Source organism: Streptomyces agglomeratus (assembly GCF_001746415.1).
GTDB lineage: Bacteria > Actinomycetota > Actinomycetes > Streptomycetales > Streptomycetaceae > Streptomyces > Streptomyces agglomeratus.
In genome coordinates, this window is sequence record NZ_MEHJ01000001.1 from 7,041,549 (window position 1) to 7,066,946 (window position 25,398).

At 71.0% G+C, this 25,398-nt stretch carries 22 protein-coding genes and 1 riboswitch; of the genes, 12 read left to right on the forward strand and 10 right to left on the reverse strand.

Annotated elements, in window-relative coordinates; all coding sequences use genetic code 11:
* Positions 1–71: 71 nt before the first annotated feature.
* The 3 genes from AS594_RS30815 (at position 72) to AS594_RS30825 (ending at position 3,094) form a co-directional block, all read left to right on the forward strand.
* Positions 72–737 (forward strand): amino acid ABC transporter permease, encoded by a 666-nt coding sequence (locus AS594_RS30815; RefSeq protein ID WP_069930078.1) that lies wholly within the window; start codon positions 72–74, stop codon positions 735–737.
* Positions 734–1,648, forward strand: a complete 915-nt coding sequence (locus AS594_RS30820; RefSeq protein WP_069932055.1) for an amino acid ABC transporter permease — start codon at positions 734–736, stop codon at positions 1,646–1,648. Before AS594_RS30815 ends, AS594_RS30820 begins: the two co-directional genes overlap by 4 nt.
* 117 nt (positions 1,649–1,765) lie before the next feature.
* A complete protein-coding gene (locus AS594_RS30825; protein WP_141747181.1) occupies positions 1,766–3,094 on the forward strand; it encodes a cytochrome P450 in 1,329 nt (442 codons plus the stop codon).
* A gap of 27 nt (positions 3,095–3,121) precedes the next feature.
* Here the strand turns inward: AS594_RS30825 and AS594_RS30830 are convergent, their stop codons facing one another.
* From AS594_RS30830 to AS594_RS30840, 3 genes are all read right to left on the reverse strand, one after another.
* Entirely contained in the window at positions 3,122–3,718 is a 597-nt protein-coding gene (locus AS594_RS30830) for a Type-2Aa cytolytic delta-endotoxin (protein ID WP_069935569.1), read from the reverse strand.
* Between the two features lie 97 nt (positions 3,719–3,815).
* Complete coding sequence (locus AS594_RS30835) at positions 3,816–6,566, reverse strand: SpoIIE family protein phosphatase (protein WP_069935570.1); 2,751 nt, start codon at positions 6,564–6,566, stop codon at positions 3,816–3,818.
* Between the two features lie 168 nt (positions 6,567–6,734).
* Positions 6,735–7,505, reverse strand: coding sequence for a LysM peptidoglycan-binding domain-containing protein (locus AS594_RS30840; protein ID WP_069935571.1), 771 nt, complete (start codon positions 7,503–7,505; stop codon positions 6,735–6,737).
* A gap of 2 nt (positions 7,506–7,507) precedes the next feature.
* A riboswitch (cyclic di-AMP (ydaO/yuaA leader) is annotated at positions 7,508–7,674 on the reverse strand.
* Positions 7,675–8,205: 531 nt separating this feature from the next.
* On the opposite strand from AS594_RS30840, the gene AS594_RS30845 reads away from it, so the two are divergent.
* On the forward strand, positions 8,206–9,003 hold the full coding sequence (locus AS594_RS30845) for an SDR family NAD(P)-dependent oxidoreductase (protein WP_069935572.1): 798 nt from the start codon (positions 8,206–8,208) through the stop codon (positions 9,001–9,003).
* A gap of 18 nt (positions 9,004–9,021) precedes the next feature.
* Here AS594_RS30845 and AS594_RS30850 read toward each other — a convergent pair whose 3' ends face one another.
* Complete coding sequence (locus AS594_RS30850; RefSeq protein WP_069930084.1) at positions 9,022–9,948, reverse strand: SDR family oxidoreductase; 927 nt, start codon at positions 9,946–9,948, stop codon at positions 9,022–9,024.
* A gap of 179 nt (positions 9,949–10,127) precedes the next feature.
* Between AS594_RS30850 and AS594_RS30855 the strand changes: the two genes are divergently transcribed.
* A complete protein-coding gene (locus AS594_RS30855; protein ID WP_240509117.1) occupies positions 10,128–11,384 on the forward strand; it encodes a glycosyltransferase in 1,257 nt (418 codons plus the stop codon).
* A 38-nt stretch (positions 11,385–11,422) separates the two neighbouring features.
* Here the strand turns inward: AS594_RS30855 and AS594_RS30860 are convergent, their stop codons facing one another.
* The gene (locus tag AS594_RS30860) at positions 11,423–12,550 is read right to left on the reverse strand and encodes a glycoside hydrolase family 12 protein (protein ID WP_069935573.1); all 1,128 of its coding nucleotides are present in this window, start codon (positions 12,548–12,550) and stop codon (positions 11,423–11,425) included.
* A 249-nt stretch (positions 12,551–12,799) separates the two neighbouring features.
* Entirely contained in the window at positions 12,800–13,822 is a 1,023-nt protein-coding gene (locus AS594_RS30865; protein ID WP_069930086.1) for a LacI family DNA-binding transcriptional regulator, read from the reverse strand.
* Between the two features lie 198 nt (positions 13,823–14,020).
* Between AS594_RS30865 and AS594_RS30870 the strand changes: the two genes are divergently transcribed.
* The 3 genes from AS594_RS30870 (at position 14,021) to AS594_RS30880 (ending at position 19,233) form a co-directional block, all read left to right on the forward strand.
* Positions 14,021–15,223, forward strand: coding sequence for a glycosyltransferase (locus tag AS594_RS30870; RefSeq protein WP_141747182.1), 1,203 nt, complete (start codon positions 14,021–14,023; stop codon positions 15,221–15,223).
* Positions 15,224–15,291: 68 nt separating this feature from the next.
* Positions 15,292–16,932 carry a phosphoglucomutase (alpha-D-glucose-1,6-bisphosphate-dependent) gene (gene pgm, locus AS594_RS30875; RefSeq protein ID WP_069932052.1) on the forward strand — a complete coding sequence of 547 codons (1,641 nt, stop codon included), beginning with the start codon at positions 15,292–15,294 and terminating at the stop codon, positions 16,930–16,932.
* A gap of 78 nt (positions 16,933–17,010) precedes the next feature.
* Positions 17,011–19,233, forward strand: a complete 2,223-nt coding sequence (locus AS594_RS30880) for an NADP-dependent isocitrate dehydrogenase (RefSeq protein WP_069935574.1) — start codon at positions 17,011–17,013, stop codon at positions 19,231–19,233.
* 98 nt (positions 19,234–19,331) lie between these two features.
* Here AS594_RS30880 and AS594_RS30885 read toward each other — a convergent pair whose 3' ends face one another.
* Complete coding sequence (locus tag AS594_RS30885; RefSeq protein ID WP_069930090.1) at positions 19,332–20,312, reverse strand: TIGR03557 family F420-dependent LLM class oxidoreductase; 981 nt, start codon at positions 20,310–20,312, stop codon at positions 19,332–19,334.
* Between the two features lie 252 nt (positions 20,313–20,564).
* On the opposite strand from AS594_RS30885, the gene AS594_RS30890 reads away from it, so the two are divergent.
* Together AS594_RS30890 and AS594_RS30895 are read left to right on the forward strand one after the other, a co-directional pair.
* Positions 20,565–20,981 (forward strand): CBS domain-containing protein, encoded by a 417-nt coding sequence (locus AS594_RS30890; protein WP_176733081.1) that lies wholly within the window; start codon positions 20,565–20,567, stop codon positions 20,979–20,981.
* A gap of 101 nt (positions 20,982–21,082) precedes the next feature.
* A complete protein-coding gene (locus tag AS594_RS30895) occupies positions 21,083–21,907 on the forward strand; it encodes a PhzF family phenazine biosynthesis protein (RefSeq protein ID WP_069935575.1) in 825 nt (274 codons plus the stop codon).
* 117 nt (positions 21,908–22,024) lie between these two features.
* Here AS594_RS30895 and AS594_RS30900 read toward each other — a convergent pair whose 3' ends face one another.
* Positions 22,025–22,582: a hemerythrin domain-containing protein gene (locus tag AS594_RS30900; RefSeq protein ID WP_069930093.1), complete on the reverse strand. Its 558-nt coding sequence runs from the start codon at positions 22,580–22,582 to the stop codon at positions 22,025–22,027.
* A gap of 128 nt (positions 22,583–22,710) precedes the next feature.
* On the opposite strand from AS594_RS30900, the gene AS594_RS30905 reads away from it, so the two are divergent.
* Positions 22,711–23,241 carry a hypothetical protein gene (locus AS594_RS30905; RefSeq protein ID WP_069933774.1) on the forward strand — a complete coding sequence of 177 codons (531 nt, stop codon included), beginning with the start codon at positions 22,711–22,713 and terminating at the stop codon, positions 23,239–23,241.
* A gap of 52 nt (positions 23,242–23,293) precedes the next feature.
* Here AS594_RS30905 and AS594_RS30910 read toward each other — a convergent pair whose 3' ends face one another.
* Together AS594_RS30910 and AS594_RS30915 are read right to left on the reverse strand one after the other, a co-directional pair.
* Positions 23,294–23,479, reverse strand: a complete 186-nt coding sequence (locus AS594_RS30910; RefSeq protein ID WP_069930094.1) for a DUF2795 domain-containing protein — start codon at positions 23,477–23,479, stop codon at positions 23,294–23,296.
* An 84-nt stretch (positions 23,480–23,563) separates the two neighbouring features.
* A complete protein-coding gene (locus tag AS594_RS30915; RefSeq protein ID WP_069935576.1) occupies positions 23,564–24,010 on the reverse strand; it encodes a DUF6098 family protein in 447 nt (148 codons plus the stop codon).
* Between the two features lie 354 nt (positions 24,011–24,364).
* Here AS594_RS30915 and AS594_RS30920 point away from each other — a divergent pair, with 354 nt between their 5' ends.
* Entirely contained in the window at positions 24,365–25,327 is a 963-nt protein-coding gene (locus AS594_RS30920; protein ID WP_069930096.1) for an NAD-dependent epimerase/dehydratase family protein, read from the forward strand.
* Positions 25,328–25,398 lie beyond the last annotated feature (71 nt).

Here is a 25,398-nt window from a genome sequence, read left to right on the forward strand (position 1 = left end):
CGCGACCGAACGGCGCGCCGCGCACCGGCGCGGCGCGCCAGGCCCCCACCCACGCGGAAATGCGGGAGACCGTGTTCGACTTTCTCGAAGGTTACGATCTGCTGGGAGCCTTCTGGGTGACGGTGCAGCTCGCCGTCTACTCGGCCATCGGCTCCCTGATCTGGGGAACGCTCCTGGCCGCCATGCGGGTCAGCCCGGTACCTCTGATGCGCGGCTTCGGCACGGGTTACGTCAACGTCGTCCGGAACATCCCGCTGACGGTCATCATCGTCTTCACCTCGCTGGGCCTGTTCCAGACCCTCGGCGTCAGCCTCGGCGCGGACGACTTCAAGACCATCAACTTCCGGCTCGCCGTGCTCGGCCTGATCGCCTACACCTCCGCGTTCGTCTGCGAGGCCCTGCGGTCCGGCATCAACACGGTGCCCGTCGGACAGTCGGAGGCCGCGCGCGCCATCGGCCTGAGCTTCACGCAGGTGCTGACGCTGGTCGTGCTCCCGCAGGCCTTCCGCTCGGTGGTGGGTCCGCTAGCGAACGTACTGATCGCACTGGCCAAGAACACCACGGTGGCCGCCGCGATCGGTGTCGCCGAGGCAGCGGCGCTGATGCAGGAGATGATCGAGAACGAGGCGCAACTGCTCCTCATCTCCGCCATCTTCGCGCTCGGATTCATCTGCCTCACCCTCCCGACCGGTCTGATCCTCGGCTGGGTGAGCAAGAAGGTGGCGGTGCGGCGATGACCTCCGTTCTGTACGACGTCCCCGGGCCGCGTGCCAGACGGCGCAACGTCCTGTTCACGATCGTCTTCCTGGTCGCCCTCGCGGCGCTGATCTGGTGGGTGGGCCGCAATCTCGCCGACAAGGGCCAGCTCGAATGGGCCAAGTGGGAGCCGTTCTTCACCGACTCCCGGGCCTGGACCACGTACATCCTGCCCGGCCTGGAGAACACGCTCATCGCCGCGTCCCTCGCCATGGTGATCGCGCTGCCCCTCGGAGCACTGTTCGGCATCGCCCGGCTGTCGGACCACTGGTGGGTGCGCGGCGCGGCCGGCACGGTCGTGGAGTTCTTCCGCGCCATTCCGGTCCTGATCCTGATGTTCTTCGCGAACGCGGCGTACGCCGAGTTCACCGACATCAGCCCCGAGAACCGGCCGCTGTACGCGGTGGTCACCGGCCTCGTCCTCTACAACGCCTCGGTACTCGCCGAAGTGGTGCGGGCCGGCATCCTGTCCCTGCCGGCCGGGCAGACCGACGCGGCCAAGGCTGTCGGCATGCGCAAGGGACAGATGATGCGGTACGTACTGCTGCCGCAGTCGGTCACCGCGATGCTCCCCGCGCTCGTCAGCCAGCTGGTCGTCATCGTGAAGGACACCGCGCTCGGCGGCGCGCTGCTGGGCTTCGCCGAGCTCCTGGCATCGGTGCGTCCCATGAGCGCCAACTACGGCGCCAACACCATCGCCAGCTTCACCGTCGTCGCCGTGATCTTCGTCCTGCTGAACTTCGCCCTCACCACCTTCGCGAGCTGGCTGGAGGGCCGGCTGCGGCGTGGCAGGAGGTCCACGGGCGCGGTGGTCGGCGCCGACGCGGTCGCGGACCTCGCCACCCCGGGCGAGCACGTCGCACCCCGCGGGCCGGACAAACCGCAGAGCTGAGCGGTCGCCCCGAGCCGACGGGACGGGCGGCGAACCGGCTGCTTCGGGCAGGCGATATGGTGCGGCCCGGGAGACGCCTGACCTGGGGCGGCGCGAGGAAGGGGGGTGGGTTCCGTCATGGCGACACCCATGGGAACGGTGGATCTTTTCGACCAGGGGTACGTGAGCGACCCCTTCCCGGTCTGGGACGCCCTGCGCGAGGACGCGCCGGTGCACTACGAACCGGACACGGGCCTGTGGCTGGTGAGCCGGTACGACGACGTACGCGCGATCCTGCTCGACACGGACACCTTCCTGCCGGACAACGCGATGGACGCGATCGGCCGCTTCTCCATACCCACCCTGCGCGTCCTCGCCAAAGCCCGGTTCGCTCTGCCGCCGACTCTGGCCAGCAACGGCGGCGAGAGCCACGCCGGGTACCGGCGCGTCATGACGCGGCTGCTCAACGCGCGGGCCGTCGCCGCGTCCGTGCCGATGATCGAGCGGGTCACGGGGGAGTGCCTCGACCTGGCCGAGGAACGGCTCGCCGCCGACGGTGTGTGCGACCTGGCCACGACGCCGGCGCGGGACGTCCCGCTGCTGGTACTGCTGCGGCTGCTCGGCCTCGATCAGGCCCTTGACGCGGGCCTCGACACCCTGGCGCGGTGGAGCGACGCCTCACTGGAGCTCTTCTGGGGGCGGCCGGACGCCGGCCGGCAGCTGGAGCTGGCCGGTGAGGCGGCCGACTTCTACCGGTGGATCAGGGGCCTGGTCGCCGGGCCCGCCGCCGGGGAGGACACGCTCCTCGGCGCACTGGCGGCGCACCGCCTGCCGGGAGGCGGGCCGCTGAGCGCCGCCCAGTCCGCGGCGGTGCTCTACTTCATGATCATCGCAGGTCAGGCGACCACCCGGCAGATGATGTCCCTCATGTACCGGCGCGCCCTCGGCGAGCCGGGGCTGTGGCGGCGCTTCGCCGCCGAACCCGCCGGTGTGGAGCCCTGGGCCGAGGAGATGCTGCGGCGCGAACCCCCGATCACCACCTGGCGGCGTGTCACCGCCCGGCCGGTCACCGTCCGCGGAGTGGACATCCCGGCGGGCGCGCCGCTGCTGCTGATGCTGGCCTCCACCGGTTCGGACCCCGACGTGTTCGAGAACCCGAGCGGCTCTGCCCGAGCGGTCGAACCGCCGCGGACATCTGTCCTTCGGCGTGGGGCGCCACCGGTGCTCCGGCGCCGAACTGGCCAGGGCCGAGGCCGGTGTGATGCTGCGGATGACCGCGGCCCGGCTGCCGGACCTGCGGCTCGTGGACGCCGCCTCGGCCCCCGCGATGCCGGCGCTGCTCTCCTTCCGGGCGCCGCTGCGCGTACTGGCGGAGCGGGGCCCGGCGGAACGGCACTGGCCTCACCCCGCGCGGGTGAGGCCGCTGACCTCACCCCTATGCGGGGTGAGGCACAGCGCCATTGGTGAACTCCGTCGGCTTCGGCGCCCCGGGGATCAGCCCGCGGACGGCGGCACCTGCCGCACGGTGATCGCGTTGAGGCGGATCGTGTACCGCGCGGTGTCCCCGGTGGTCAGGGACCGGACCTCCCGCGCGCCCAGCTCGACCGTCACGTTGGCGCAGAAGGCGACGGCGTAGAGGCTGTCCCCGGTCTCCTCGTCCTGGAGGGCGAACAGCAGGTTGTAGTAGTAGCTCGTACGGTCGGCCTCCTCGCGGTAGAAGGAGAGGTGGGTGCCCTCCTGTCCGCCCAGTCCCACGAACGCTCCGGTGAGCGCCCCCTCGACCTTGTCCCAGAAGGCCGGGTTGGCCGACGGGAGCGGAAGTGCCTGGCGTACGGCCTCCTTGAGCGAGAGGACCATGACACTGACGGGAGCGGTCTCCTGAAGACCCCAGCCACGGATGATCTTCACGGTCGAGCAGTCGGGGATGCCGCTCGCCGCCCGGCTGATCTCACCGAAGTCGAAGCCGACGGTCGCCGGGGCGATCGCGTGCTGGAACCCGGCCTCGATGTTCCGCGCCCGGCCCGTGAAAGACGACCCCACTTCGAAGACCGTCTTGAACGTCGTCTTCTCGGTGGCGATCTGGTCGGCCATTGCTGCTCCTAGCGTTACGGAAGTGATCGCGCCCGGCGGCAAGTATGCCCTTCGTGCTCAAGCCCGCCGCAGGGGGCACGGTCCGGCCGGCCGGCCGTCACAACGGGTCGCCGGGCAACCAGGACAGATCGTCCGGATCCAGCTCCGGAACGGGCTGCTGACCGTCGGTCAGGGGCTGCTCCACCCACATGACCTTGCCGGTGGGCGTGTATCTCGTTCCCCACCGTCCGGCGAACTGGGAGACCAGGAACAGCCCCCGTCCGCCCTCGTCCGTCGTGGCCGCCCGCCGCAGGTGCGGGGCGGTGCTGCTGCCGTCGGACACCTCGCAGATCAGGCCGCGCTCGTACATCAGTCGCACGTGGATGGGCTCCGAGCCGTAGCGGATCGCGTTGGTGATCAGCTCGCTGAGCATCAGCTCCGTGGTGAACCCGATCTCTTCGAGACCCCACGACTCCAGCTGGCGGACGCACGCCGCACGGACCGGAGCGACGGCCGCCGGGTCGGAGGGGACGTCCCATTCGGCGACCCGCTCGCGGTCCAGCAGATGCGTGCGGGCCACCAGCAGCGCGATGTCGTCCCTGCGGTGCGGGGGGAGCATCGCACTGAAGACGGCCTGGCAGGTCTCCTCGGGGCTCGGGTCCGACGCGCCCGCGAGAGTGCTGCTCAGGAGGCGCAGACCGGTCTCGATGTCACGGTCGCGGTGCTCGATGAGGCCGTCGGTGTAGAGGACCAGACGGCTGCCTTCGGCCAGCCTCACTTCGGCGGTCTCGAAGGGCAGGCCATGGAGACCCAGGGGAGGAAAGACGGGAATCTCCGGAAACTCCACCGTGCCGTCGGGGTGCACCAGCGTGGGGGCGAAGTGCCCCGCCGTGGCCATGGTGCAGACCCCGGAGACCGGATCGTAGATGGCGTACAGGCACGTGGCACCCGTGATGCCGTCCCCGCCGTCGTCCCCCTCCTCCTCGTCGATACGGGAGACCTGCTCGTCCAGGTGCCCCAGGAGCTCGTCGGGCGCCAGATCGAGAGCGGAGAAATTGTGCACCGCGGTGCGCAGCCGGCCCATCGTGGCCGCCGCGTGCAGGCCGTGCCCCACGACATCGCCGACGACCAGCGCGACCCGGGCGCCCGGCAGCGGGATGACGTCGAACCAGTCGCCGCCCACCCCGGCCTGCGCCGGCAGATAGCGGTACGCGACATCCAGGGCCTCCTGCTCGGGCAGCACCCGGGGCAGCAGACTGCGCTGGAGCGTCACGGCCATGGTGTGCTCACGCGTGAAACGCCGCGCGTTGTCGATGGCGACCGCGGCGCGCGCGGCGAGTTCCTCGGCGAAGGCCAGGTCCTCCTGCCCGAACGGCTCGCTGGTCTCCGAACGCCAGAAGTTGGCCATCCCGAGGACGACGCCGCGCGCCTGCAACGGCACCGAGACCAGCGAGCGGATGCCGTACGCGAGCGCCCGGTCGGCCCCCACCCGGTCCTGGGACCGCCAGCCGTGGGCGACCGTCAGATCGGCCTCCAGTACCGCGTGGCCGCCGGCCAGGGCCGCCGCCATCGGTGTGGTGGGGACGACGAACCTGATCAGATCGCCCACCGGCTGGAAGGGGCGGTCCTCGTGGCCGCCGCTGACGGCGGCCCGGCGCATCTCGGTGTGCGCGCCTGTCGCCTCCTCGCCGCGCAGTACGGGGTCCAGCAGCTCCACCGTGGCGAAGTCCGCGAAGGCGGGGACCGCCACCTCCGACAGCTCCTCGGCGGTCCGGCTCACGTCCAGCGTGGTGCCGATCCGCACCCCGGCCTCGTACAGCAGCTTCAGGCGCTCCCGGGCCACTTCGGCCGCGCCGGACAGCGCCCGCAGCTCGGTGGTGTCGCGCAGGGTCGCGGCGGTGCCGGGGGGGCCGCCGTAGGGGGCGGTGGGCCGGGTGTTGACGGCCAGCAGCCGGTCCCCGGCCAGGTGAACCTCGTCGGTCACGGTGCGGCCCGAGGCCAGCAGCTCGGCGATGGGGGCGTCGAGGCCCAGGTCGGTGACGTGCCGCCCCTCGGCGCCCGGAGGCAGCTCCAGCAGCCGGCGTGCCTCGTCGTTGAGCAGGGTGAGGCGGCCGTCGTCCGCGACAATGAGCACCCCTTCGCGGACGGCGTGCAGAACGGCGTCGTGGTGCTCGTACATACGGGTCATCTCGGTGGGCCCGAGCCCGTGTGTCTGCCGCCGCAGCCTCCTGCTCACGAGTACGGAGCTGCCGACGGCCAGGATGAGCGCGCCGGTGGCGGAGGCGAGCAGCATCGGCAGATGGCGGTCCACCGCGTCCCCGACGTTCTCGACCGTGACTCCGGCCGCGACCAGACCGACGACGGAGCCGTCGGCGGTGGTCACGGGGACGACGGCGCGGGCCGCGTCGTTCGGGGCGCCCTTGAAGATCTCCGTGAAGGACGCTCCGGCCGAGGCGCGCTCGACGTCCTCGGCGCGCTCGCCGATCAGCGAGGGATCGGTGTCGGCGTACCGGGTGCCGTCCGGTGCCATCACGGCCATGAAGTCCACGCCCGCCGCCCGCTGGGCTGAATCCGTGTGGGATTGCAGCGCGGCGGTCGGATCGGGGGACCGCAGGGCCTCGGCGGTGCCGGGGGCGTCAGCGAAGGCCTCCGCGGTGGCGAGCGACCGGTTACGGGCGTCCCGCTCGCTGTCGCTGCGCGTCTGGAACGCGAGCGCGACCACGGCGGCGGTGATTAGCAGCACCGCGACCACGATCTGGAGGAAGAGCACCTGACCTGCGGCGCTGCGCACCTCCAGCCGGGCCCGCACTCCCCGCCGGGACGAGCGCGGTGCCCCGTCCGCCTTGGATCGTCCGAGACGTCCGCTCATGCCCTATTTCTAGCATTGCGTGCCTGTCTGTGGGTGCCGTGCGCGATGTCGGCCGGGGAGTCGGAGCTCCCCCCCGGGGCCGGCATGCGACAGGCCCGCCCGCTCCGACGGCACCCCGGAGGCTGCCGCGCCGGAGCGGGCGGGCCATGACTGCCGCAAGCGGTCCCTCTAGTACGGGCCGTTCACGTTGTCGATCGAGCCGTACCGGTCCGCGGCGTAGTTGCACGCGGCGGTGATGTTGGCGACGGGGTCGTAGCTGTCCATCGACGTACCGGGCACGTGGTAGGCCGCGAACGTGGGCGCGATGACCTGGAGCAGGCCCTTGGACGGCGTACCGGCCACGGCGTTGGAGTCCCAGTTGTTGATGGCCCGCGGGTTGCCCGAGGACTCCCGCATGACGTTGCGGTGGATGCCCTCGTACGTGCCCGGGATGCCGTGCTTGGCCATGACGGCCAGCGACTCCTTGATCCAGCCGTCGAGGTCGTTCGTGTACGTCGTCGTCTTCGCGACGGCGGCGCGGGCCTCAGAACGGTCGGCCCGCTCGGCCGCCGGGGCGGCCTTCGCGGGCGCCTTCGCCGGCGTGGCGGCCTTCGCCTTGGCGCCGATCGTCAGCTTCAGACCGGGGTGAATCAGCGACGGCTCGTCACCGATGACCTGGCGGTTGTCCTGGTACAGCTTCTTCCAGCCGCTCAGCGAGTGCGCGTCCGCGATCTTGGAAAGCGAGTCGCCCGAGACCACGGTGTAGGTCTTGGGAGCGGCCTTCTTGGCGGCGGCCGGGGCGGCGGCCACGGTCTTCTCCGCGGCGGCGGGCTGCGCCGCGCCTGCGGTGTTCGCACCGATCAGGGGCAGAACGAGTGCGGCGCCACCGGTACCCGCGGCGATGAGGCCACGGGTCAGCGATCTGGCCTTGGTGCGACGGTGCTTACCCTTTGAGGGCATGACGAATTCCTCTCCGTCGCCTGCGAGGTGAGCTGTCGGGTTCGGGCTGGAGATGCCCGGTCGCACGTTCGGTGCGACTTCACCCCAAGCCGGTCCGGAAACGTTCCGGACCGGCGGCTTACCTGGTTCCCCCGCTCCTGCCGTACGTGAGTGTGAGTGGTTGTGGATTCCGGACGGCGGCAGGATTCGGCGGTCCACCCGGATTGACGGTGACCGTAAGCGAGACAGGCCGGGAAGAACAAGCCCGGGAATCTCCGGATCAATCGCGCGGCGCATCAGGAAGGGGGAACTTCTGTCACTGTCCGTGGGCGGCGAAGGCAACTTTCTTTCGGAGGGCGGGATCTGACGCCCGAAAGAACTTTTACTTTCTGTCGCGGAAGTGACCCGTATCACGGGTTAAGGTCCGCGACGGCCTTTCCGGCAAACCGCCCACATGGGTCGTTCGTGGTCGGAAGTGCCCATCTTGGCGGTGCGCCCCGTTCGGGCGTCCGTCCTCCGGGTGCGGCAAGTGCGTTTTATTCAGGCCGACTTGGGCTCATTGGTCGCTAATCGTCAGAGCGGCGAGGGGGATTGGGATGCATCGCCGGGGGAGGGCGGCTGGTGGTCCGCCGGGCGCCGGGGCGTCGGTTCGGCCGTCCGAGGCGTGCGGCGAAAAGGTGAATATTGGTACGAATCGCCCCATGGGGGTACCTGCCGACTCATGAACGAGCCCAAGCCTCTGGCCCTCGTCGCCGGTGCCTCCAGCGGAATCGGATTCGAGCTGGCCAAGCAATTCGCGGAACACGGCTTTGACCTTGTACTGACCGCCGAAAATTCCGGACTCGCCGTCGCGGCGGACGAAATGCGGGCTCATGGAGCCTACGTACTGACCGTGAAAACCGACCTGGCCACTGAGGAAGGAACCGAAATGCTGCTCGGCGCCATTACGGCGACCGGACGCCCCCTGGCCGCCGCCGCGCTCAACGCCGGCGTCGGCCGGGGCGGCGCCTTCCTTGACACCGATGTCGCGGACGAGGTGCGCGTCATCGACCTGAACGTCACGTCCACCGTGCGGCTGGCGAAGGGCCTGCTGCCCGGCATGGTCGCGCGCGGCGAGGGCCGGCTCCTGTTCACGTCGTCCATCGCCGCGGCGGTCCCGGGCTCCTTCCAGGCCGTCTACAACGCCTCCAAGTCGTTCGTCCAGTCGTTCGCGCAGGCATTGCGGAACGAACTCAAGGGCACCGGAGTGACGGTCACGGCGGTGATGCCGGGCGCTACGGAGACGCCCTTCTTCCGCCGCGCCGGCATGGACGACACACGGGTCGGGCGGCAGAAGAAGGACGACCCCGAGGAGGTGGCGCGGCAGGGGTTCGAGGCGCTGATGACCGGCCGGAAGAAAATCGTCGCGGGTTCCGTCAAGACCAAGGCGCAAGGGCTCGCGAACAGGATCCTCCCCGACAGCGTCAAGGCGGCCGCGCACCGGAAGATGGCGGAACCCGGCTCCGGCGAATCGAAGTGAGCGGCGCCGGGGCGCCCTTTACGGCAGTGGCGTACCGCCCGTGGCGTTGACGATCTCAGCCGTGATGTAACTCGCCTGCGGTGAAGCCAGGAACACATAGGCCGGAGCCATTTCGGCAGGCTGTGCGGGCCGCCCCAGCGGCGCCTGCTTTCCGAACTCGGTGGTGTCGGGCATGGTCGCCGGAATCAGCGGCGTCCATACCGGGCCGGGAGCGACCGCGTTGACCCGGACCCCGCGGGAGGCGACCATCTGGGCCAGCCCCTGGGTAAAGGCGACAATGGCCGACTTCGTCATGGCGTAATCGAGGAGATGCGGGCTGGGCTTGTACGCCTGAACGGAGGACGAGTTGATGATGGAGCCTCCCTCGGGAATGTGCGGGAGTGCCATCTTCGACAGCCAGAACATGCCGTAGAGATTGGTCTTCATGACCCGGTCGAATTGCTCCGTCGTAATGGATCCGATGCCGTCGGGCTGCGACATCTGATACGCCGCGTTGTTCACCAGAATGTTGATGCGGCCGAATTCCGAGACAGCCCGCTCGACGAGTGCCCGGCACTGCTCCTCCTCCCGGATGTCACAGCTCACCGCGACAGCCCTGCGCCCGGCCTCCTCGACGAGCCGTGAGGTCTCCGCGGCCTCCTTCTCCTCCTCCGGCAGGTGCGTGAGGAGCACGTCGGCCCCCTCGCGCGCGAAGGCCAGACACACCGCCCGGCCGATCCCCGAGTCCCCGCCCGTCACCACGGCGGAGAGCCCCTCCAGAAGCCCGCTTCCCCGGTAGGAGTCCTCGCCGTGGTCGGGCGGCGGGTCCATCGGGCCCGTCCAGCCGGGGTGCGCCTGTTCCTGGTCCGGGAGCTTCGGCCGCGGATGCTTCGTGACGGGGTTCTCCGTCTCGCGTCGGCCGTTGTCCGGGGACGGGTCGGAAGACGGATTCGCGGGCGGATTCATGGGGGGATTCACAGGCGGCCTCCTGGTCGGTCGGTTTGACCACACTTGGGTTCCCCGGAGCGGAGCACTCAAATCCGGGACACCGGCTCACAAGGACTTCTTTCCGCGACTTCGGAGGACTTCTTCCCGCTGCCCCGGAATACCCAGCCGGGCCGGCCTTCCGCGCCATACTGGTGGCCATGCGGGTGGCGTTGATGACAGCGGGTTCGCGCGGTGACGTGGCGCCCTACACCGGGCTCGCGCACGGCCTGGCCGAGGCGGGCCACGAGGTCACCCTGGTGACGCACGCGTGCTTCGCGCCGCTGGCGGAACCGGCCGGCGTGGGCTTCCACCCCCTGCCGGTGGACCCGCGCGCGGAACTCGCCTCCGCACGCGGCCGCGCCCTGGGGCGCAGTGTCACCGCCGTGGGGAAGCTGGCGCGGATGACCGCCATGGCCCGGTCCCTGGTCGGCGGCATGGCCGACGATCTGCTCCTGGCGGCACGGCGGAGCGACGTAGTGCTGGTGTCGAGCTCGCTGGGGCCGCTCGGCCACGCCGTCGCCGAGGGGCTGGCGCTGCCCAGCATGGGCGTATACCTGCAACCTCTGGCGGCGACGAGCGCCTTCCCGCCACCGGTGACCGGCACCCGCTCGTGGGGCGCGGCCGGGAACCGGCTGGCCGGCCGCACGGTGAACGCCGCTCTCGACGCCGTCTTCGCCGACACCGCACGCGCTCTGCGGGCGCGGACCGGACTCGCGCGTACGAGCGCACGCGCCGCCCGGCGGGCCCGGGAGCGGCAGGACTGGCCGGTCCTCCACGGCTTCAGCCCGTCGGTGGTGCCCAGGCCCGCCGACTGGCGTCCCGGCCTGAGCATCACTGGTTACTGGTGGCCCGAGGACCCGCCCGGGGCGGTCCTGCCGCCCGGGCTGAGGGACTTCCTGGCCCGAGGACGCCCGCCGGTCTTCGTCGGCCTGGGCAGCGCCACCGTGCCCGACGCCGGCCGCCTGAGCCGGGTCGTGGTGCGCGCCCTGCGGGCAGCGGGGCAGCGCGGCGTCATCCAGCGAGGCTGGGGCGGACTCGACGCCGGCGCGGACGCCGAGGACATGATCACCATCGGTGAGGTCCCGCATGCCGTGCTCTTCCCGCACATGGCGGCCGTGGTCCACCATGCCGGCGCGGGCACGACGGCCGCCGGTCTGCGGGCGGGGGTGCCCGCCGTGCCCGTACCCGTCCAGTTCGACGCGGCCTTCTGGTCCTCCCGCCTCGTCGCCCTGGGGGTCGCTCCCGAGGCCGTGCCCCTGCGCCGGATCACCACCGCGCGCCTGGCCGCCGCGCTGGAGCGCGCGACGGCCGAGCCGTCGTACCGGCACCGCGCACGCGCTCTGGCGGCCCGCATCGGCGCGGAGGACGGCGTACGGCCCGTACGGGCCGCCGTCGACCGGCTCGCGGCGGCGTAAGCAGCCAGGGGCACGCGCGTACGGTCGGGCAAGGACTTCTACGCCACGGCGCACGCGGTTCCGTTGAGGCTGAACTGCGCCGGCTCGGCGAACGTGCCCGAGTACGTGCCCTGGAAGCCGAACGACTGGCTGCCGTTGGCCGCGATCCGGGCGTTGGACGAAGTGTTCGTCGCGGTCACCGTCCCGGCGGACGGGGCGATGACGGCGTTCCAGGCGTGGGTGACGCTCTGTCCGGCCGGGAGTCCGAAAGCCACCTTCCAGCCGTCGACGGGTGTGGTGCTCGCGTTGGTGACCGTCACATCGGCGGTGAAGCCGCCGGGCCACGCGTGGGCGGCGTACGTCACGCGGCAGGCCGCCGGGGTTCCGGGGTCCCCCGGTCCGCTGCCGCCGCCGTTGACGGTGGACGAGAACGACCCGACCTTCAGGCCCGCCCCGTTCTCCCAGGGCTCGAGCCCGGCCTGCACGCTGGTGACGTACCACGATTCCTGCGCCAGCCCGCGCGCCACCGCCTGGTCGACGAAGTCCATGACGTCGAAACTCCAGCTCGCGATCGCCGACGGTGCCACGAACGAGATCACGTCATTGGCACCGTTGTTGCCGGACCAGACCTCCCAGGTGCGGCCTGCCACCGTCGCCGTTGCGCTCTTCGATCCGATCGGGTTGACCGGTCCCACCCGGTTGAACCAGATCATGATCTCGGTGCGGCTCACGCCGTCCGTCCTGGGCGTCGGGTCGAGCCAGATGTCGTACGACGCGTTGTAGACCGCGTTGTCGACGTACCCGTAGGAGATGCTGCTCGGCGCGGTGCTGATCTCGTTCACCCGCATCGGCAGACGGGTACCGGGTGAGCAGTTCGTGTAGTGGCAGCCGTTGAAGACCGACGGGTACGACTTGGGCGCCCCGTTGGTCGGTACGGACCCGTCGGCGCGGGTGAGTTCGAAGCCGGTCGCGGTCGCGTTGACGCACTGGGCGGCGCCGGTGCCCCATCGGTTGTTCTGCACGACATAGCGGCCCTGGATGGTGGTCGAACCGTACTGCTCGCATATCAGGGTGTCGGCCCGGGCGGGCCCTGCTGACGTCACGAGCGCGGCCGTCGACACCAGGGCCACCAGCAGGGACATGAGGACGGCGCGGACGGAACCGGCGCAGCGGGGGAGCGGTGTCATGAGGCTCCTTCGGTGAGAAAGCGTGCGGGGGAGAGGGCAGCGCTCCCGGAGTGCGGGGTGGGAGCGCTCCCATTGCTGCTTTCGGTGGGACTGTAGGGACGCACCGGGGTACTGGCAAGGCGTGCGGGGAGCCTTGTTCTCGGGGGGAGGGCGACAGGGTCAAGTGCCGCGGATTGTGCGGTGGTTGATCCGCAGGGCTTGTGCCTGCGGCCCGGCCCGGCCTCGGCCGGTTCGCGCCGCGCCGCAGTGTCAGGCCGACGCGCGCCGCACCAGCTTCGTCCGCAGTATGACGTGACGCCAGGCGGCGCTCGGGTTCTCGATGTCCTCCAGCAGCACCCGTGCCATGGCGCGGCCCATCTCCTCCACCGGCTGGCGGACGGTGGTGAGTTGGGGATCGGTGTGCTGGGCGAGCGGGGAGTCGTCGAACCCCACGACGGCCACGTCCTCGGGAACCCGGCGGCCCGCCGCGCGCAACGTGTGCAGGGCTCCCGCCGCCATGATGTCCGAGGCGGCGAACACCGCGTCCAGCTCCGGATGCAGCTCCAGGAGCCGGGCCGTCGCCCGGCGCCCGCTCTCCTCGGTGAAGTCGCCCCGTGCGATCCACGACGGCTCCACCTCGCCGAACGCCTTACGTATCTCCTCCTGGTAGCCGCGCAGCCGGCACTGCGCGACATACATGTCCGGCGGGCCGGTCACCGTGGCGATGGCCCGCCGCCCCGTGTCCACCAGGTGGCGGACCGCCGATCTGGCGCCGCCGACGTTGTCGGAGTCGACGTACGACACCGACTCGTCGCCCGAGCGCCGGCCGCTGAGGACCGTCGGCAGTTCCAGTTCGGCGAGCATGTCGGGGAGCGGGTCGTCGCCGTGGACGGACACCATCAGCACCCCGTCCACCCGCCCGGCGCGCGCGTACTGCACGAACCGCTGCCGCTCCTTCTGCGTACGGACCAGCGTGAGCAGCAGCTGTATCTCGGTCTCCGCCAGCCCGGCGCCGACCGCGTGCACGATCTCGGAGAAGAACGGCTCCGCGAAGAATCGCCGTTCGGTCTCCGTGATCACCAGCGCCACCGCGTCGGTGCGGCTGCCCGCCAGGGCGCGGGCCGCGTGGTTGGGGACGTAGCCGAGCTGGGTTATCGCCCGCTCGACCGCCAGCCGGGTCGCGGCCTTCACCCCCGGCGCCTTGTTGATGACCCGCGACACCGTGCCCCGCCCGACACCCGCGAAGGCGGCGACTTCCTCGAGCGTGGGAGGGTTCGTACGTCCGTTCGTCACCCGCGACCTCCAGGGATGTCCGGTCCCCGGAGCACCTGTCGGCACGAGGACTGTCACATCGAAGCACCGGAACCGCCGCGGCCCAACCCGTTGATCACACCGACCGGTGAGTCACCGCACCGGCGCGACGGCCCAAGAGGATGATTCGAGCCGGAAATGCTGTCGAGCGGGGATACGGTGATCTCTGGTATGCGCGTTTTGTGCACTTCGATTCTCTCCCCTTCCCAAACGCGCGAGGCGATCCGCTTCGCGCGCCTGCTGTCCGGCGCGGGTCATGAAGTGCACATCGCCACCGAGGAGCACCTGCTCGGCTTCTTCCTGGACCAAGGCGTTCCCGCGACCCCCTGTCTGCCGAGCCTGTTCGGCGACGCGATGACGGCCGGCGAGGAGACCCGGGACGCCGTCGGGCACCTGCGGAGCGGGGCCGCGTCCCCGGACACGGCGGCGCTCGCACTGGCGGGACCGCACCTGCTGAGCCAGTTCACGGCGCTGGACGCGCTGGCCCACGAGTTCAAGCCGGATCTGCTGCTGCGCGACGCGATGGACGTCAGTGCCTGCCTGGTGGCCGAGAAACTCGCGATCCCGCAGGTGGCGATGGCGTCCGGGGCCAAGGGATTCACCGACCCGGCGGCTCTGCTGCCGTACCTCAACCAGTGGCGCTCCACCACCGGCCTGCCGCTCCAGGACGACCCGCTGTCCCTGACGGCTCACGGACACCTCGACTACCTCCCGCCCTCCTGGACCTTCGCCCCCCACCTCCCGCCCGCGCACGCCTACCGTCAGCCCGCCTTCCACGACCCCCGGGCGAAACTCCCCAGCTGGATCCTCGGCCTGCCCACCGACCGCCCCCTGGTGTACGCCGGAATCGGGTGCGCCCTGCCGCTCTTCCTGCCCGCCCCGGACGGACACCGGCCGCTGGCCGGACAGCCGGATCCGGCGACCGTCCTGCGGTCGATGACCGAGGGACTGTCGCGGCTGGACTGCACAGCGGTGGTCTCCACCAGCGGTGTGTCCGTCGCCGGCCTCGACCCCGCCCCCCACGTGCATGTCGTCGACCACGTACCGCAACCGCTGCTGCTGGAGGCGGTCGACCTCTTCCTCACCCACGGCGGTTACACCAGCGTGCGGGAGGCGATCAGCACCGCGACTCCGATGGCGGTGCTGCCCAGGACGGCCGACCAGCCCATGAACGCCCGGCGCGTCACCGAGCTGGGCATCGGCGGCGAGGTCACCGATCCCACCCCGGCCGGCATCGCGTCGACGTGCCGCCGCCTCCTCGACGACGGATCCGTGCTGCGGCGGGTGAAGCAGGCCCGGCTGGCCTGCCTGGCCCTGCCCACCGTGGAAACAGCCGTGGGCGACTTGGAGAGCCTGGTCAATCACCACACGGCCCCACAATGAAATGTGCCTGTGGTACTCACGGGTGACCGACGCCGACACCGGCACCGACGAACTGGAGGAGTGGCCACATGGCGCACGAACGAGCGGGACAGCAGGCCGGGCCGGACGATCTCACGGACGTGGCCCGGCTGGTGACGGCGTACTACGCGCTGCACCCCGACGTACGGGAGCCCGGCCAGCGGGTCGCCTTCGGGACCTCCGGGCACCGGGGGACGTCCCTGGCCACCGCCTTCAACGAGGACCACATCGCCGCGACCAGCCAGGCGATCTGCGAGTACCGCGCCCAACAGGGCATCGACGGGCCGCTGTTCCTCGGAGCCGACACCCACGCCCTGTCCGAGCCCGCCCGCGTGACCGCCGTCGAGGTCTTCGCCGCCAACGACGTGACCGTGCTCATCGACACGGCCGACGGCTACACCCCCACGCCCGCCGTGTCGCACGCCATCCTCGGCCACAACCTCCGCCGTACGTCGGGCCTCGCCGACGGTGTGGTCGTCACCCCGTCGCACAATCCGCCCGGCGACGGCGGCTTCAAGTACAACCCGCCCAGCGGCGGCCCCGCGGGCTCCGACGCGACCGGCTGGATCCAGGACCGGGCCAACGCGATCATCGCGGACGGCATGAAGGACGTACGCCGGCTGCCGTACACCCGCGCGCTCGCCGCGCCCACCACCGGGCGCTACGACTTCCTGGACCGCTACGTCACCGACCTGCCGTCCGTCCTCGACCTGGACGCGGTACGCGCCGCCGGCGTGCGCATCGGCGCCGATCCGCTGGGCGGCGCGTCGGTCGCGTACTGGGGCCGCATCGCCGAGCAGCACCGCCTCGACCTGACCGTCGTCAACCCGCACACCGACCCGGCCTGGCGTTTCATGACGCTGGACTGGGACGGCAAGATCCGTATGGACTGCTCGTCGCCGTACTCCATGGCCTCGCTGATCGAGGGCCGCGACCGCTTCCAGATCACCACCGGCAACGACGCCGACGCCGACCGGCACGGCATCGTCACCCCCGACGGCGGTCTGATGAACCCCAACCACTACCTCGCCACCGCCATCGGCTACCTCTACTCCCACCGCGAGCAGTGGCCGGCGGGCGCCGGGGTCGGCAAGACCCTGGTGTCGTCCGGGATGATCGACCGGGTCGCGGCCGACCTCGGACGCCCGCTCGTCGAAGTACCCGTGGGCTTCAAGTGGTTCGTGGACGGCCTGTCCGACGGCTCGATCGGCTTCGGCGGCGAGGAATCGGCCGGGGCCTCCTTCCTGCGCCGCGACGGCTCGGTGTGGACCACCGACAAGGACGGCATCATCCTGGCCCTGCTCGCCTCCGAGATCCTCGCCGTCACCGGAAAGTCGCCCTCCGAGCACTACGCGGCGCTCACCGCCCGCTTCGGCGCGCCCGCCTACGCCCGCGTCGACGCCCCCGCAACCCGGGAGGAGAAGGCGGTACTGGCCCGCCTGTCGCCCCGGCAGGTCACGGCGGACACCCTGGCCGGAGAGCCGATCACCGCCGTACTGACCGAGGCCCCCGGGAACGGCGCCGCCATCGGCGGCATCAAGGTCACCACCGAGAGTGCCTGGTTCGCCGCCCGCCCGTCGGGCACCGAGGACGTCTACAAGGTGTACGCCGAGTCCTTCCTCGGCCCGGACCACCTCGCCCGCGTCCAGGAGGAGGCCAAGGCCGTCGTGGCGACGGCGCTGGCGGGCTGACCGACCCCTGTCGAGAGAGATACGGTCTAGAGATATCTTGATGTCAAGCAATGTTGCAGACGTGGAGCGGAGCACCCGGTGACTGACTCGACCATCATCTACACACACACCGACGAGGCCCCGGCCCTGGCGACGTATTCGTTCTTGCCTGTGGTCGAGGCCTACGCCTCGACGGCCGGGGTCACGGTGGAGAGCCGCGACATCTCGCTGGCCGGCCGCATCATCGCCCTCTTCCCCGAGTACCTCGAAGAGAGCCAGCGCATCGACGACGCGCTCGCCGAGCTCGGTGAGCTGGCCAAGACGCCGGGCGCGAACATCATCAAGCTTCCGAACATCTCGGCCTCGATCCCGCAGCTGAAGGCCGCGATCGCCGAGCTCCAGGAGCAGGGCTACGCGCTGCCGGACTACCCGGACGACCCGAAGACCGACGAGGACAAGGACGTCCGCGCGCGGTACGACAAGGTCAAGGGCAGCGCCGTCAACCCCGTGCTGCGCGAGGGCAATTCCGACCGCCGCGCCCCCGCTTCGGTCAAGAACTACGCCAGGAAGCACCCGCACCGCATGGGTGCCTGGACGGCCGACTCGAAGACCAACGTCGCGCACATGGACAACGACGACTTCCGCTCCACCGAGAAGTCCGCCGTCATCTCCGAGGCGGGCTCCCTGCGCATCGAGCTCGTCGGTGACGACGGCACCACCACCGTCCTGCGCGAGTCGGTGCCCGTCCTGGCGGGCGAGGTCGTCGACGCGGCCGTCATGCGCGTCGCGGCGCTGCGCGAGTTCTTCACCGCCCAGGTCGCCCGCGCCAAGGCCGAGGGCGTGCTGTTCTCCGTACACCTGAAGGCCACGATGATGAAGGTCTCCGACCCGATCATCTTCGGCCACGTGGTCCGCGCCTTCTTCCCGAAAACGTTCGCGAAGTACGGCGAGGTCCTCGCCGCCGCCGGCCTGACCCCCAATGACGGCCTCGGCGGCATCCTCAAGGGTCTGGACTCCGTGCCGCACATCGGCGCCGAGATCCAGGCGTCCTTCGAGGCCGAGCTGGCCGAGGGCCCGGCCCTCGCGATGGTCGACTCCGACAAGGGCATCACCAACCTGCACGTACCGAGCGACGTCATCGTCGACGCCTCCATGCCGGCCATGATCCGCACCTCCGGCCACATGTGGGGCCCGGACGGCCAGGAGGCCGACACCCTCGCGGTCCTCCCGGACAGCAGCTACGCCGGCATCTACCAGGTCGTCATCGACGACTGCCGCGCGAACGGCGCGTTCGACCCGTCGACGATGGGCTCGGTGCCGAACGTCGGCCTCATGGCGCAGAAGGCCGAGGAGTACGGCAGCCACGACAAGACCTTCGAGATCCCGGTCACCGGCACGGTCCGGGTCGTCGACGCGGCCGGCGACGCCGTCCTGGAGCAGGCCGTCGGAGCGGGCGACATCTTCCGCATGTGCCAGACCAAGGACCTGCCGGTCCAGGACTGGGTCAAGCTCGCCGTCACCCGCGCCCGCGCGACCGGCGTCCCGGCCGTCTTCTGGCTCGACGAGACCCGCGCGCACGACGCGCAGCTGATCGCCAAGGTCCGTACGTACCTCGCTGAGATCGACACCGAGGGCCTGCGGATCGAGATCATGTCCCCGGTCGAGGCGACCGCGTTCTCCCTGGAGCGCATCCGCCGCGGCGAGGACACCATCTCGGTCACCGGCAACGTCCTGCGCGACTACCTCACCGACCTGTTCCCGATCCTCGAGCTCGGCACGAGCGCGAAGATGCTGTCGGTCGCCCCCCTCATGAACGGCGGCGGCCTGTTCGAGACCGGCGCAGGCGGCTCCGCGCCCAAGCACGTGCAGCAGCTCGTCAAGGAGAACTACCTGCGCTGGGACAGCCTGGGCGAGTTCCTCGCGCTCGCGGTCAGCTTCGAGCACCTCGCGCAGACGACGGACAACGCGCGCGCCCAGGTGCTCGCCGACACCCTCGACCGCGCGACCGCGACCTTCCTGGAGGAGGACAAGTCGCCGAGCCGTCGCCTCGGTGGCATCGACAACCGCGGCAGCCACTTCTACCTGGCCCTGTACTGGGCCCAGGAGCTGGCGAAGCAGACCGAGGACGCCAAGCTCGCCGAGGCGTTCGCGGCTCTCGCCAAGACGCTGGCCGAGCAGGAGCAGACCATCGTCGACGAGCTGATCGCGGTGCAGGGCTCCCCGGCCGACATCGGCGGTTACTACCGGCCCGACGCCGCCAAGGCGCAGGCCGTGATGCGCCCGTCGAACACCTTCAACCAGGCCGTCGCGACGCTCGGCTGACCCAGCGGCACCTGTCGCGTTCCGCCTGACGTCCGGGTGGTACGTTCCGCCCCGGCCCGCGTGCATGCGGGCCGGGGCGGTCCCGTTCCGGCCAGGTCTCAGCCGCGTCCGCCGCCGGGCGTGAGCGCCGGGATACGGGAGGCGAGTTCCCGCTGGTAGAAGTCGATGAAGCCGTCGGGGTCCGGGCCCGCGTTCTGCATGACCAGGCGGTCGAAGCCCGCGTCGACGAACCGCTGTGCCACCTCGACGTACCGGGCGGCATCCGGGCCGCAGGCGAACTTCTCCAGGATGTCCTCCTCGCGCACGGTCGTGGTCGCCGCGTCGAAGTTGACCGGGTTCGGCAGCTCGCTCATGACCTTCCACCCGGTCACCGCCCAGCGCGAGGTCTCCAGCGCGGCCTTCGCGGCCGTGTGCTCGTCCGGGGCCCACGCCATCGGCACCTCCGCGTAGCGCGGGCCGCCGCCGCCCGCGTCGCGGTACTGCCGGACGATCTCCGCCTTGTCCTCGGTGGCGAACAGGCCGTCGCCGAGCTCCGCGGCGATCCGCGTCGACGCCGGGCCGCTGGCCGCCACCGCGATCAGCGGCAGTTCAGCGGGCAGATCGAACACCCGGGCGTCCCGCAGCCGCAGGTGCTTGCCCTCGTACGACTGGTATCCGCCGCGCCACAGCAGCCGGATGATCTCCAGGGCCTCCCTGAGCATCTCGTGCCGCGTACTGACGGCGTCGGGGAAGCCCACGCCGGTGACGTGCTCGTTCAGCCGCTCGCCGGAGCCGACGCCGAGCACGAAGCGGCCGTCCGACAGCAGGGCGAGGGTCGCCGCGGCCTGGGCCACGATCGCCGGGTGGTAGCGCACGGTCGGACACGTCACGCCCGTCGCCAGCCCGATCCGGGACGTCTTCGCCGCGATACTGCCCAGCACGGTCCAGGCGAACGGCGAATGGCCCTGGTTGTCGAGCCAGGGGTGGTAGTGGTCGCTGATCTCGACGAAATCGAAGCCCGCCCGCTCCGCCAGCACGGCCTGCCGCACCAGCTCCGCCGGTCCGAACGCCTCGGCGGCGAGCTTGTAGCCGATCTGCATGTACTCCTCGTTTCCTGGATTTCCCCCGGCGCACCGAACCGTTCGTCCGCGCAGAGGTACCCCTTCCGCCGGCGGCGCGTCGCGGCTTTCACCCGGCCGGCCCTGAGGCACGGCAATCGGATGACGGCGGTCCGGTGACGACGTGGCGCGTTGGCCGCCGTCCGGGGACGGGCGTAGGTAGTGTGAGGGAGCCGGCCCGGGGTGGCGAAGCGCCGGGCGGCTCCCTCCGCCACGAGGATGGGATGACGAGACGTGACAACTGCCAGAGAGATCATGACCCCCGGTACCGAGTGCATCGGGGCCGACGAGACGGTGCTGGTCGCGGCCAGGAAGATGACGGAGCTGGGCGTCGGCGCCCTGCCGATCTGCGGGACCGACAACAGGCTCAAGGGCATGCTGACCGACCGCGACATCGTCGTGAAGGTCCTGGGGGCCGGCAAGGACCCCGCTCGGACCACGGCGGGCGAACTGGCGCAGGGCGAGGCGGTGACCATCGGCGCCGACGACGACGCCGGCGAGATCCTGCGCACGATGACGTCGCACAAGGTCCGGCGGCTGCCCGTCATCGACGGCCACGACCTCGTCGGCATCGTGGCCCAGGCCGATGTCGCCCGGGCCCTGCCCGACCCGCAGGTGGGCGACCTTCTCCAGGCCCTCTCCACGGACTGACGCCGGAAGCCCGCCACGGCGCAGCGGTCGTCGAGAAAAACAGTCCACTCTTCTTGAATTGGACTTGGATGGCCCTGGATTGGACTCGCTACGGTTCGGGCATGCGCATCTACGTAGTCGACGCCTTCACCGACCGTCCGTTCGCCGGGAACCCGGCGGGTGTGTGCCTCCTGCCCGCCGGGGAATGGCCACAGGACGGCTGGATGCAGCAGGTCGCGGCGGAACTGAACCACTCGGAGACCGCCTTCGCCCTCCCGCGGCCCGGTGCGGGCGAGGCCGGCTGGGCGATCCGCTGGTTCACCCCGCTCGCCGAGACGAACCTTTGCGGCCATGCCACATTGGCCACCGCGCACGTGCTCCGCACCGAGCGCGGCCACATCGGTACGGTGCGCTTCAGCAGCAGGCACAGCGGTGCCCTCCTCGCGCACACCGACGCGGAAGGCACCATCACACTGGACTTCCCGGCGGCGCCGGGCTCCCGGACGCCCGTCCCCGAAGGACTGGCCGAGGCCCTCGGGACCACGCCCGCGGCCACGTTCCGTACGGGAGCCCTGGGCGACCTGCTGACCGTCCTGCCCGACGAGGACGCCGTCCGCGCCGTGGTCCCCGACCTGGACGCCGTGGCCGCCCTGACACGCCGCGAGAAACGGCGCGGCGTCATCGTCACCGCCCCGGCCTGGGCGGACCGGACGTACGACTTCGTCTCGCGCTTCTTCTCACCGGCCGAGGGCATCCCCGAGGACCCCGTCACCGGCAGCGCCCACACCGCGCTCGCCCCGTACTGGTCCGAACGCCTCGGCCGCGACGGGCTCACCGGCCTCCAGGCGTCCGTGCGCGGGGGCCTGGTCCGTACCGCGGTGCGCGGCGACCGCGTGCACCTCACCGGGAACGCCGTCACGGTGCTGGACGGCACCCTGCACACGTAGACCCCGCGCACGTAGACCTCGCACAGGTAGACCCGCACACGCAGAAGGCCGGACGCGGCGCCGCGACCGGCCCTCGGTGTCCGGTGCTCCGGGGAGCACCGGACGCCGTCCTCAGGACTACTTGCCCCGGCCCGACAGGGCGTCGCGCATCCGGTCGACCAGACCGGCCCCGGGAGCCAGCAGCTTGTTCGCCGGCGGCTTGTCGGGGGCGGAGGGGTGCGGACGGGTCGGCGCCATCTTCTTGGCCTGCCGGACCTTGTCACCCAGCTCGTTCAGCATCTCGGGGGTACATGCCTCGCGCAGCCGGGGGAAGAGGTTGTCCTCCTCGTCGAGGATGTGCGTCCTGATCTCCGTCATGAGCTTGCCCACCAGCATGTCGAACTGCGGGTCGTCCGCCTCGCAGCTCTCCATGTCCTTCATGGTCTGCTCCGCCTCGGCGTGGTCCTCCAGCTCCTTGTCCGCGAGCGCGTCACCGCCGGGGACGTGCTTGCGGACCGCCGGGTAGAGGTACGCCTCCTCGGCCACCGAGTGGCGGACCAGCTCCATGGTGACCTGGTCGGCGTACACCTTCCGCTGCCTGTCACCGGCCGGGAGCTCCTCGATGTTGGTGAACAGCTCCTTCACCTCGTCGTGGTCGGTGGTCAATTCCGCGATGACGTCTCCGCCGTGTGCCATGGTGTTGCTCCTCTGTGTGGGTGGTGTGGCGCGGACCACGGTCCGGTCGTGACGCGCGCCATTTCCGTACGGAAAGCCGGGGGGTAGCGTTCCGGGCTTCTCTCCCGATGAATTCGGACGGCCCGGACATGCCCGCAGATCTCTCCCCGCTGATAGCGGCGACCGCTCAGTGGCTGACCCGCGCCTATCCGTCGGACGGCGGGGCGATGGACTCCGCCCTCTGTGAGGCGCAGGCGCGGCAGGCCGTGACCGTGGCGGCCTGGCTGCGCTACCCGAGCCCCATGGACGCCGCACTGGTCTCGGTGGCGGGCCCCGGAGGCTCCGCCCGGCTCGACTGGGTCTCCGGAGCCGACGGCACGGCCGCCGGCGACGACCCGGACACGTACGCCTGGCGTACGTGGGTCGACGAGGTCGTGGCGAGCTGGGCGGCCTGCCTGCTCAGCGCCCCCGCGCTGGCCGCAGCCGCGGTGGCCGCGCTCGCCGGGTCCCCGGAGGCGGACGCTCCGGCGGTCGAGTTCCGGCGTCTGGTCACGCCCGACGCACGGGACCGCCGGGCCGCCGCGCTCCTGCGGCACCCGGACCTCCTGGCCCCCGTCGCCGAGCTCCACCACGAACGGCTGCTCGACCGCCTGAAGCCCGGGCCGGCGCTGACCGCCTGACACCCGGGCCGGCGCGGACCGGCCGGGCCGCCGGGTGCCGCAGGGTGCGGGACTACTTGCCGACTTCCCGGTTGACGGCCGCCGGGGACTCGTACTCCTTTTCCGGCAGTGCCTTGAGCGCTTCCTTGATCTCCTGCTTGGCGCCGTTCTTCTCCGCCTTCTCGATGATCTCCCTCTTGGAGGCGGGGTAGTTGACGCCGCCGAGGGACTTCTGCATTTCGATCGGGTTCACGTTCATGCGCCGATGTATGCCACGGCCCCGGTACGCGGATGCCTCCCGCCGAAGCTGTCACCGCGATGGCGCAAAGCCCGCGACCGCTCGTCAGGACCTGCGCCGGAGCGGGCCCCAGACGCCTTCCTGCCGGGCCACTTCGGCGGCGGCCTCCTCGATCACCCGGCCGTCGATCCAGCCGACAGGCTCGACGTCCCCCACTAGCGGCTCGTTGTCCGGGCCCCGGCCGCGCTCCCGTCCGCGCAGGGCCCAGGGGTGCACGTCCGGGCCCTTCTCGCGCGGCAGGTGCGAGTAGTCGTGCAGCCGGCGGGCCACCCACACCTTGACGGGCCGGTTCTCCCACCACGCCTCGACATCGAGGGAGTTCGCGCTCAGCCCCGGCATGGGGACACCCGTCAGGTCGTCCTTGCTCGACACCGCTTTCAGGTCCTTCGCGGGGCCGCGTGACCAGCGCACGTACAGATGATCCTGGCCTTCGATCAGCCGGGTCACGTCGTCCAGCGTGCGCAGGACAGGCAGGTCGTCCGGTGTACCCATGCCAGCACTCCCTCCTCGCCACACACGCTTGTCACCAATGAAAACCGTAGGCATTCATGGGCACAAAGCGGAAACCGGTGACCCATGGCACAGAACAAGCGATATGCCGTCGGTTTCCGGACGGCGGTTGGACGACGAGGACGGCCGCCGACTGCCCGCCGGTGAGGTCCACGGCCGGCGGGGGGACCCGATGCGCGCCCGGGCCGGCGTCGCACCGATCCCCGGCCGTGAGCATCGCCGGCGCCGCGCTCCTCACTCTCCGTACATCACTCGTATGCTCCACATCACCGCGCCGCACGGTGCGCGGTGGCCGACTCTGATCGGAGGTCAAGCCCTCGGGTCGGAGGAAATCGAATGAACACCGCTTTCTCACGCGACTGGGAACACGCCGTGGTCACCGGCGGTGCCGGCTTCGTCGGTTCGCACCTGTGCGCGGCCCTGCTGGACGCGGGCGCCGCCGTCACCTGCGTGGACGACTTCAGCACCGGCCGGCGCGAGAACATATCCGCGCTGCTCGACCGCCCGGGGTTCACGCTGGTGGAAGCCAACGTCTCGGAGCCGTTCGACGTCGGCCGGCCACCCGGCCTCGTCCTGCACTTCGCGTCCCCGGCCTCCCCGGCCGACTACCTGCGACTGCCGCTGCACACCATGGAGGCCGGCAGCCTCGGTACGCGCAACGCACTGGCCCTCGCCCACGACGCCGGGGCCCGCTTCCTCCTCGCCTCCACCTCCGAGGTCTACGGAGACCCCCAGCAGCACCCGCAGAACGAGCGGTACTGGGGCAACGTCAACCCGGTCGGCCCGCGCAGCGTGTACGACGAGGCCAAGCGCTTCGGCGAGGCACTCACCACCGCCGAGGCCGACGCCCAGGGCACCAACACCGGCATCGTGCGGCTGTTCAACACCTACGGCCCCCGCATGCGCGGCTACGACGGCCGCGCCGTGCCCACCTTCATCCGCCAGGCGCTCGCCGGCGAGCCGCTCACCGTCACCGGTGACGGGCTCCAGACCCGGTCGCTGTGCTACGTCGACGACACCGTACGCGGCATCCTCGCCGCGGCCGCCCACGGCATGCGCGGTCCCGTCAACATCGGCAACCCCACCGAGATCACCATGCTCGAACTGGCGCGGCTCGTCATCGAGCTGACCGGGTCCAGCTCCGAGATCTCCTACATCGAACGGCCGACGGACGACCCCGCCGTGCGCTGCCCGGACATCACACTCGCGCGCGACAAGCTCGAATGGGAGCCGCGGGTGCCCGCCGAAGAAGGTCTGCGCCGCACCATCGCCTGGTATCGCGCCCACGTGGACAGCTGATCCGGCCGAACGCCCTCCCGGCCGCGCCCGTCCGCGCGACCCGGCTTCGCCCCGATTTCGCCGAAAGGCCA

Excerpts from the sequence above, each read along its gene's own strand:
- AS594_RS30820 (WP_069932055.1), top strand. The coding sequence starts at position 734 with ATGACCTCCGTTCTGTACGACGTCCCCGGGCCGCGTGCCAGACGGCGC.
- AS594_RS30825 (WP_141747181.1), top strand. The coding sequence starts at position 1,766 with ATGGCGACACCCATGGGAACGGTGGATCTTTTCGACCAGGGGTACGTG.
- AS594_RS30830 (WP_069935569.1), bottom strand. The coding sequence starts at position 3,718 with ATGGCCGACCAGATCGCCACCGAGAAGACGACGTTCAAGACGGTCTTC.
- AS594_RS30835 (WP_069935570.1), bottom strand. The coding sequence starts at position 6,566 with ATGAGCGGACGTCTCGGACGATCCAAGGCGGACGGGGCACCGCGCTCG.
- AS594_RS30840 (WP_069935571.1), bottom strand. The coding sequence starts at position 7,505 with ATGCCCTCAAAGGGTAAGCACCGTCGCACCAAGGCCAGATCGCTGACC.
- AS594_RS30845 (WP_069935572.1), top strand. The coding sequence starts at position 8,206 with ATGAACGAGCCCAAGCCTCTGGCCCTCGTCGCCGGTGCCTCCAGCGGA.
- AS594_RS30850 (WP_069930084.1), bottom strand. The coding sequence starts at position 9,948 with ATGAATCCGCCCGCGAATCCGTCTTCCGACCCGTCCCCGGACAACGGC.
- AS594_RS30855 (WP_240509117.1), top strand. The coding sequence starts at position 10,128 with ATGCGGGTGGCGTTGATGACAGCGGGTTCGCGCGGTGACGTGGCGCCC.
- AS594_RS30860 (WP_069935573.1), bottom strand. The coding sequence starts at position 12,550 with ATGACACCGCTCCCCCGCTGCGCCGGTTCCGTCCGCGCCGTCCTCATG.
- pgm (WP_069932052.1), top strand. The coding sequence starts at position 15,292 with ATGGCGCACGAACGAGCGGGACAGCAGGCCGGGCCGGACGATCTCACG.
- AS594_RS30885 (WP_069930090.1), bottom strand. The coding sequence starts at position 20,312 with ATGCAGATCGGCTACAAGCTCGCCGCCGAGGCGTTCGGACCGGCGGAG.
- AS594_RS30895 (WP_069935575.1), top strand. The coding sequence starts at position 21,083 with ATGCGCATCTACGTAGTCGACGCCTTCACCGACCGTCCGTTCGCCGGG.
- AS594_RS30900 (WP_069930093.1), bottom strand. The coding sequence starts at position 22,582 with ATGGCACACGGCGGAGACGTCATCGCGGAATTGACCACCGACCACGAC.
- AS594_RS30905 (WP_069933774.1), top strand. The coding sequence starts at position 22,711 with ATGCCCGCAGATCTCTCCCCGCTGATAGCGGCGACCGCTCAGTGGCTG.
- AS594_RS30910 (WP_069930094.1), bottom strand. The coding sequence starts at position 23,479 with ATGAACGTGAACCCGATCGAAATGCAGAAGTCCCTCGGCGGCGTCAAC.
- AS594_RS30915 (WP_069935576.1), bottom strand. The coding sequence starts at position 24,010 with ATGGGTACACCGGACGACCTGCCTGTCCTGCGCACGCTGGACGACGTG.
- AS594_RS30920 (WP_069930096.1), top strand. The coding sequence starts at position 24,365 with ATGAACACCGCTTTCTCACGCGACTGGGAACACGCCGTGGTCACCGGC.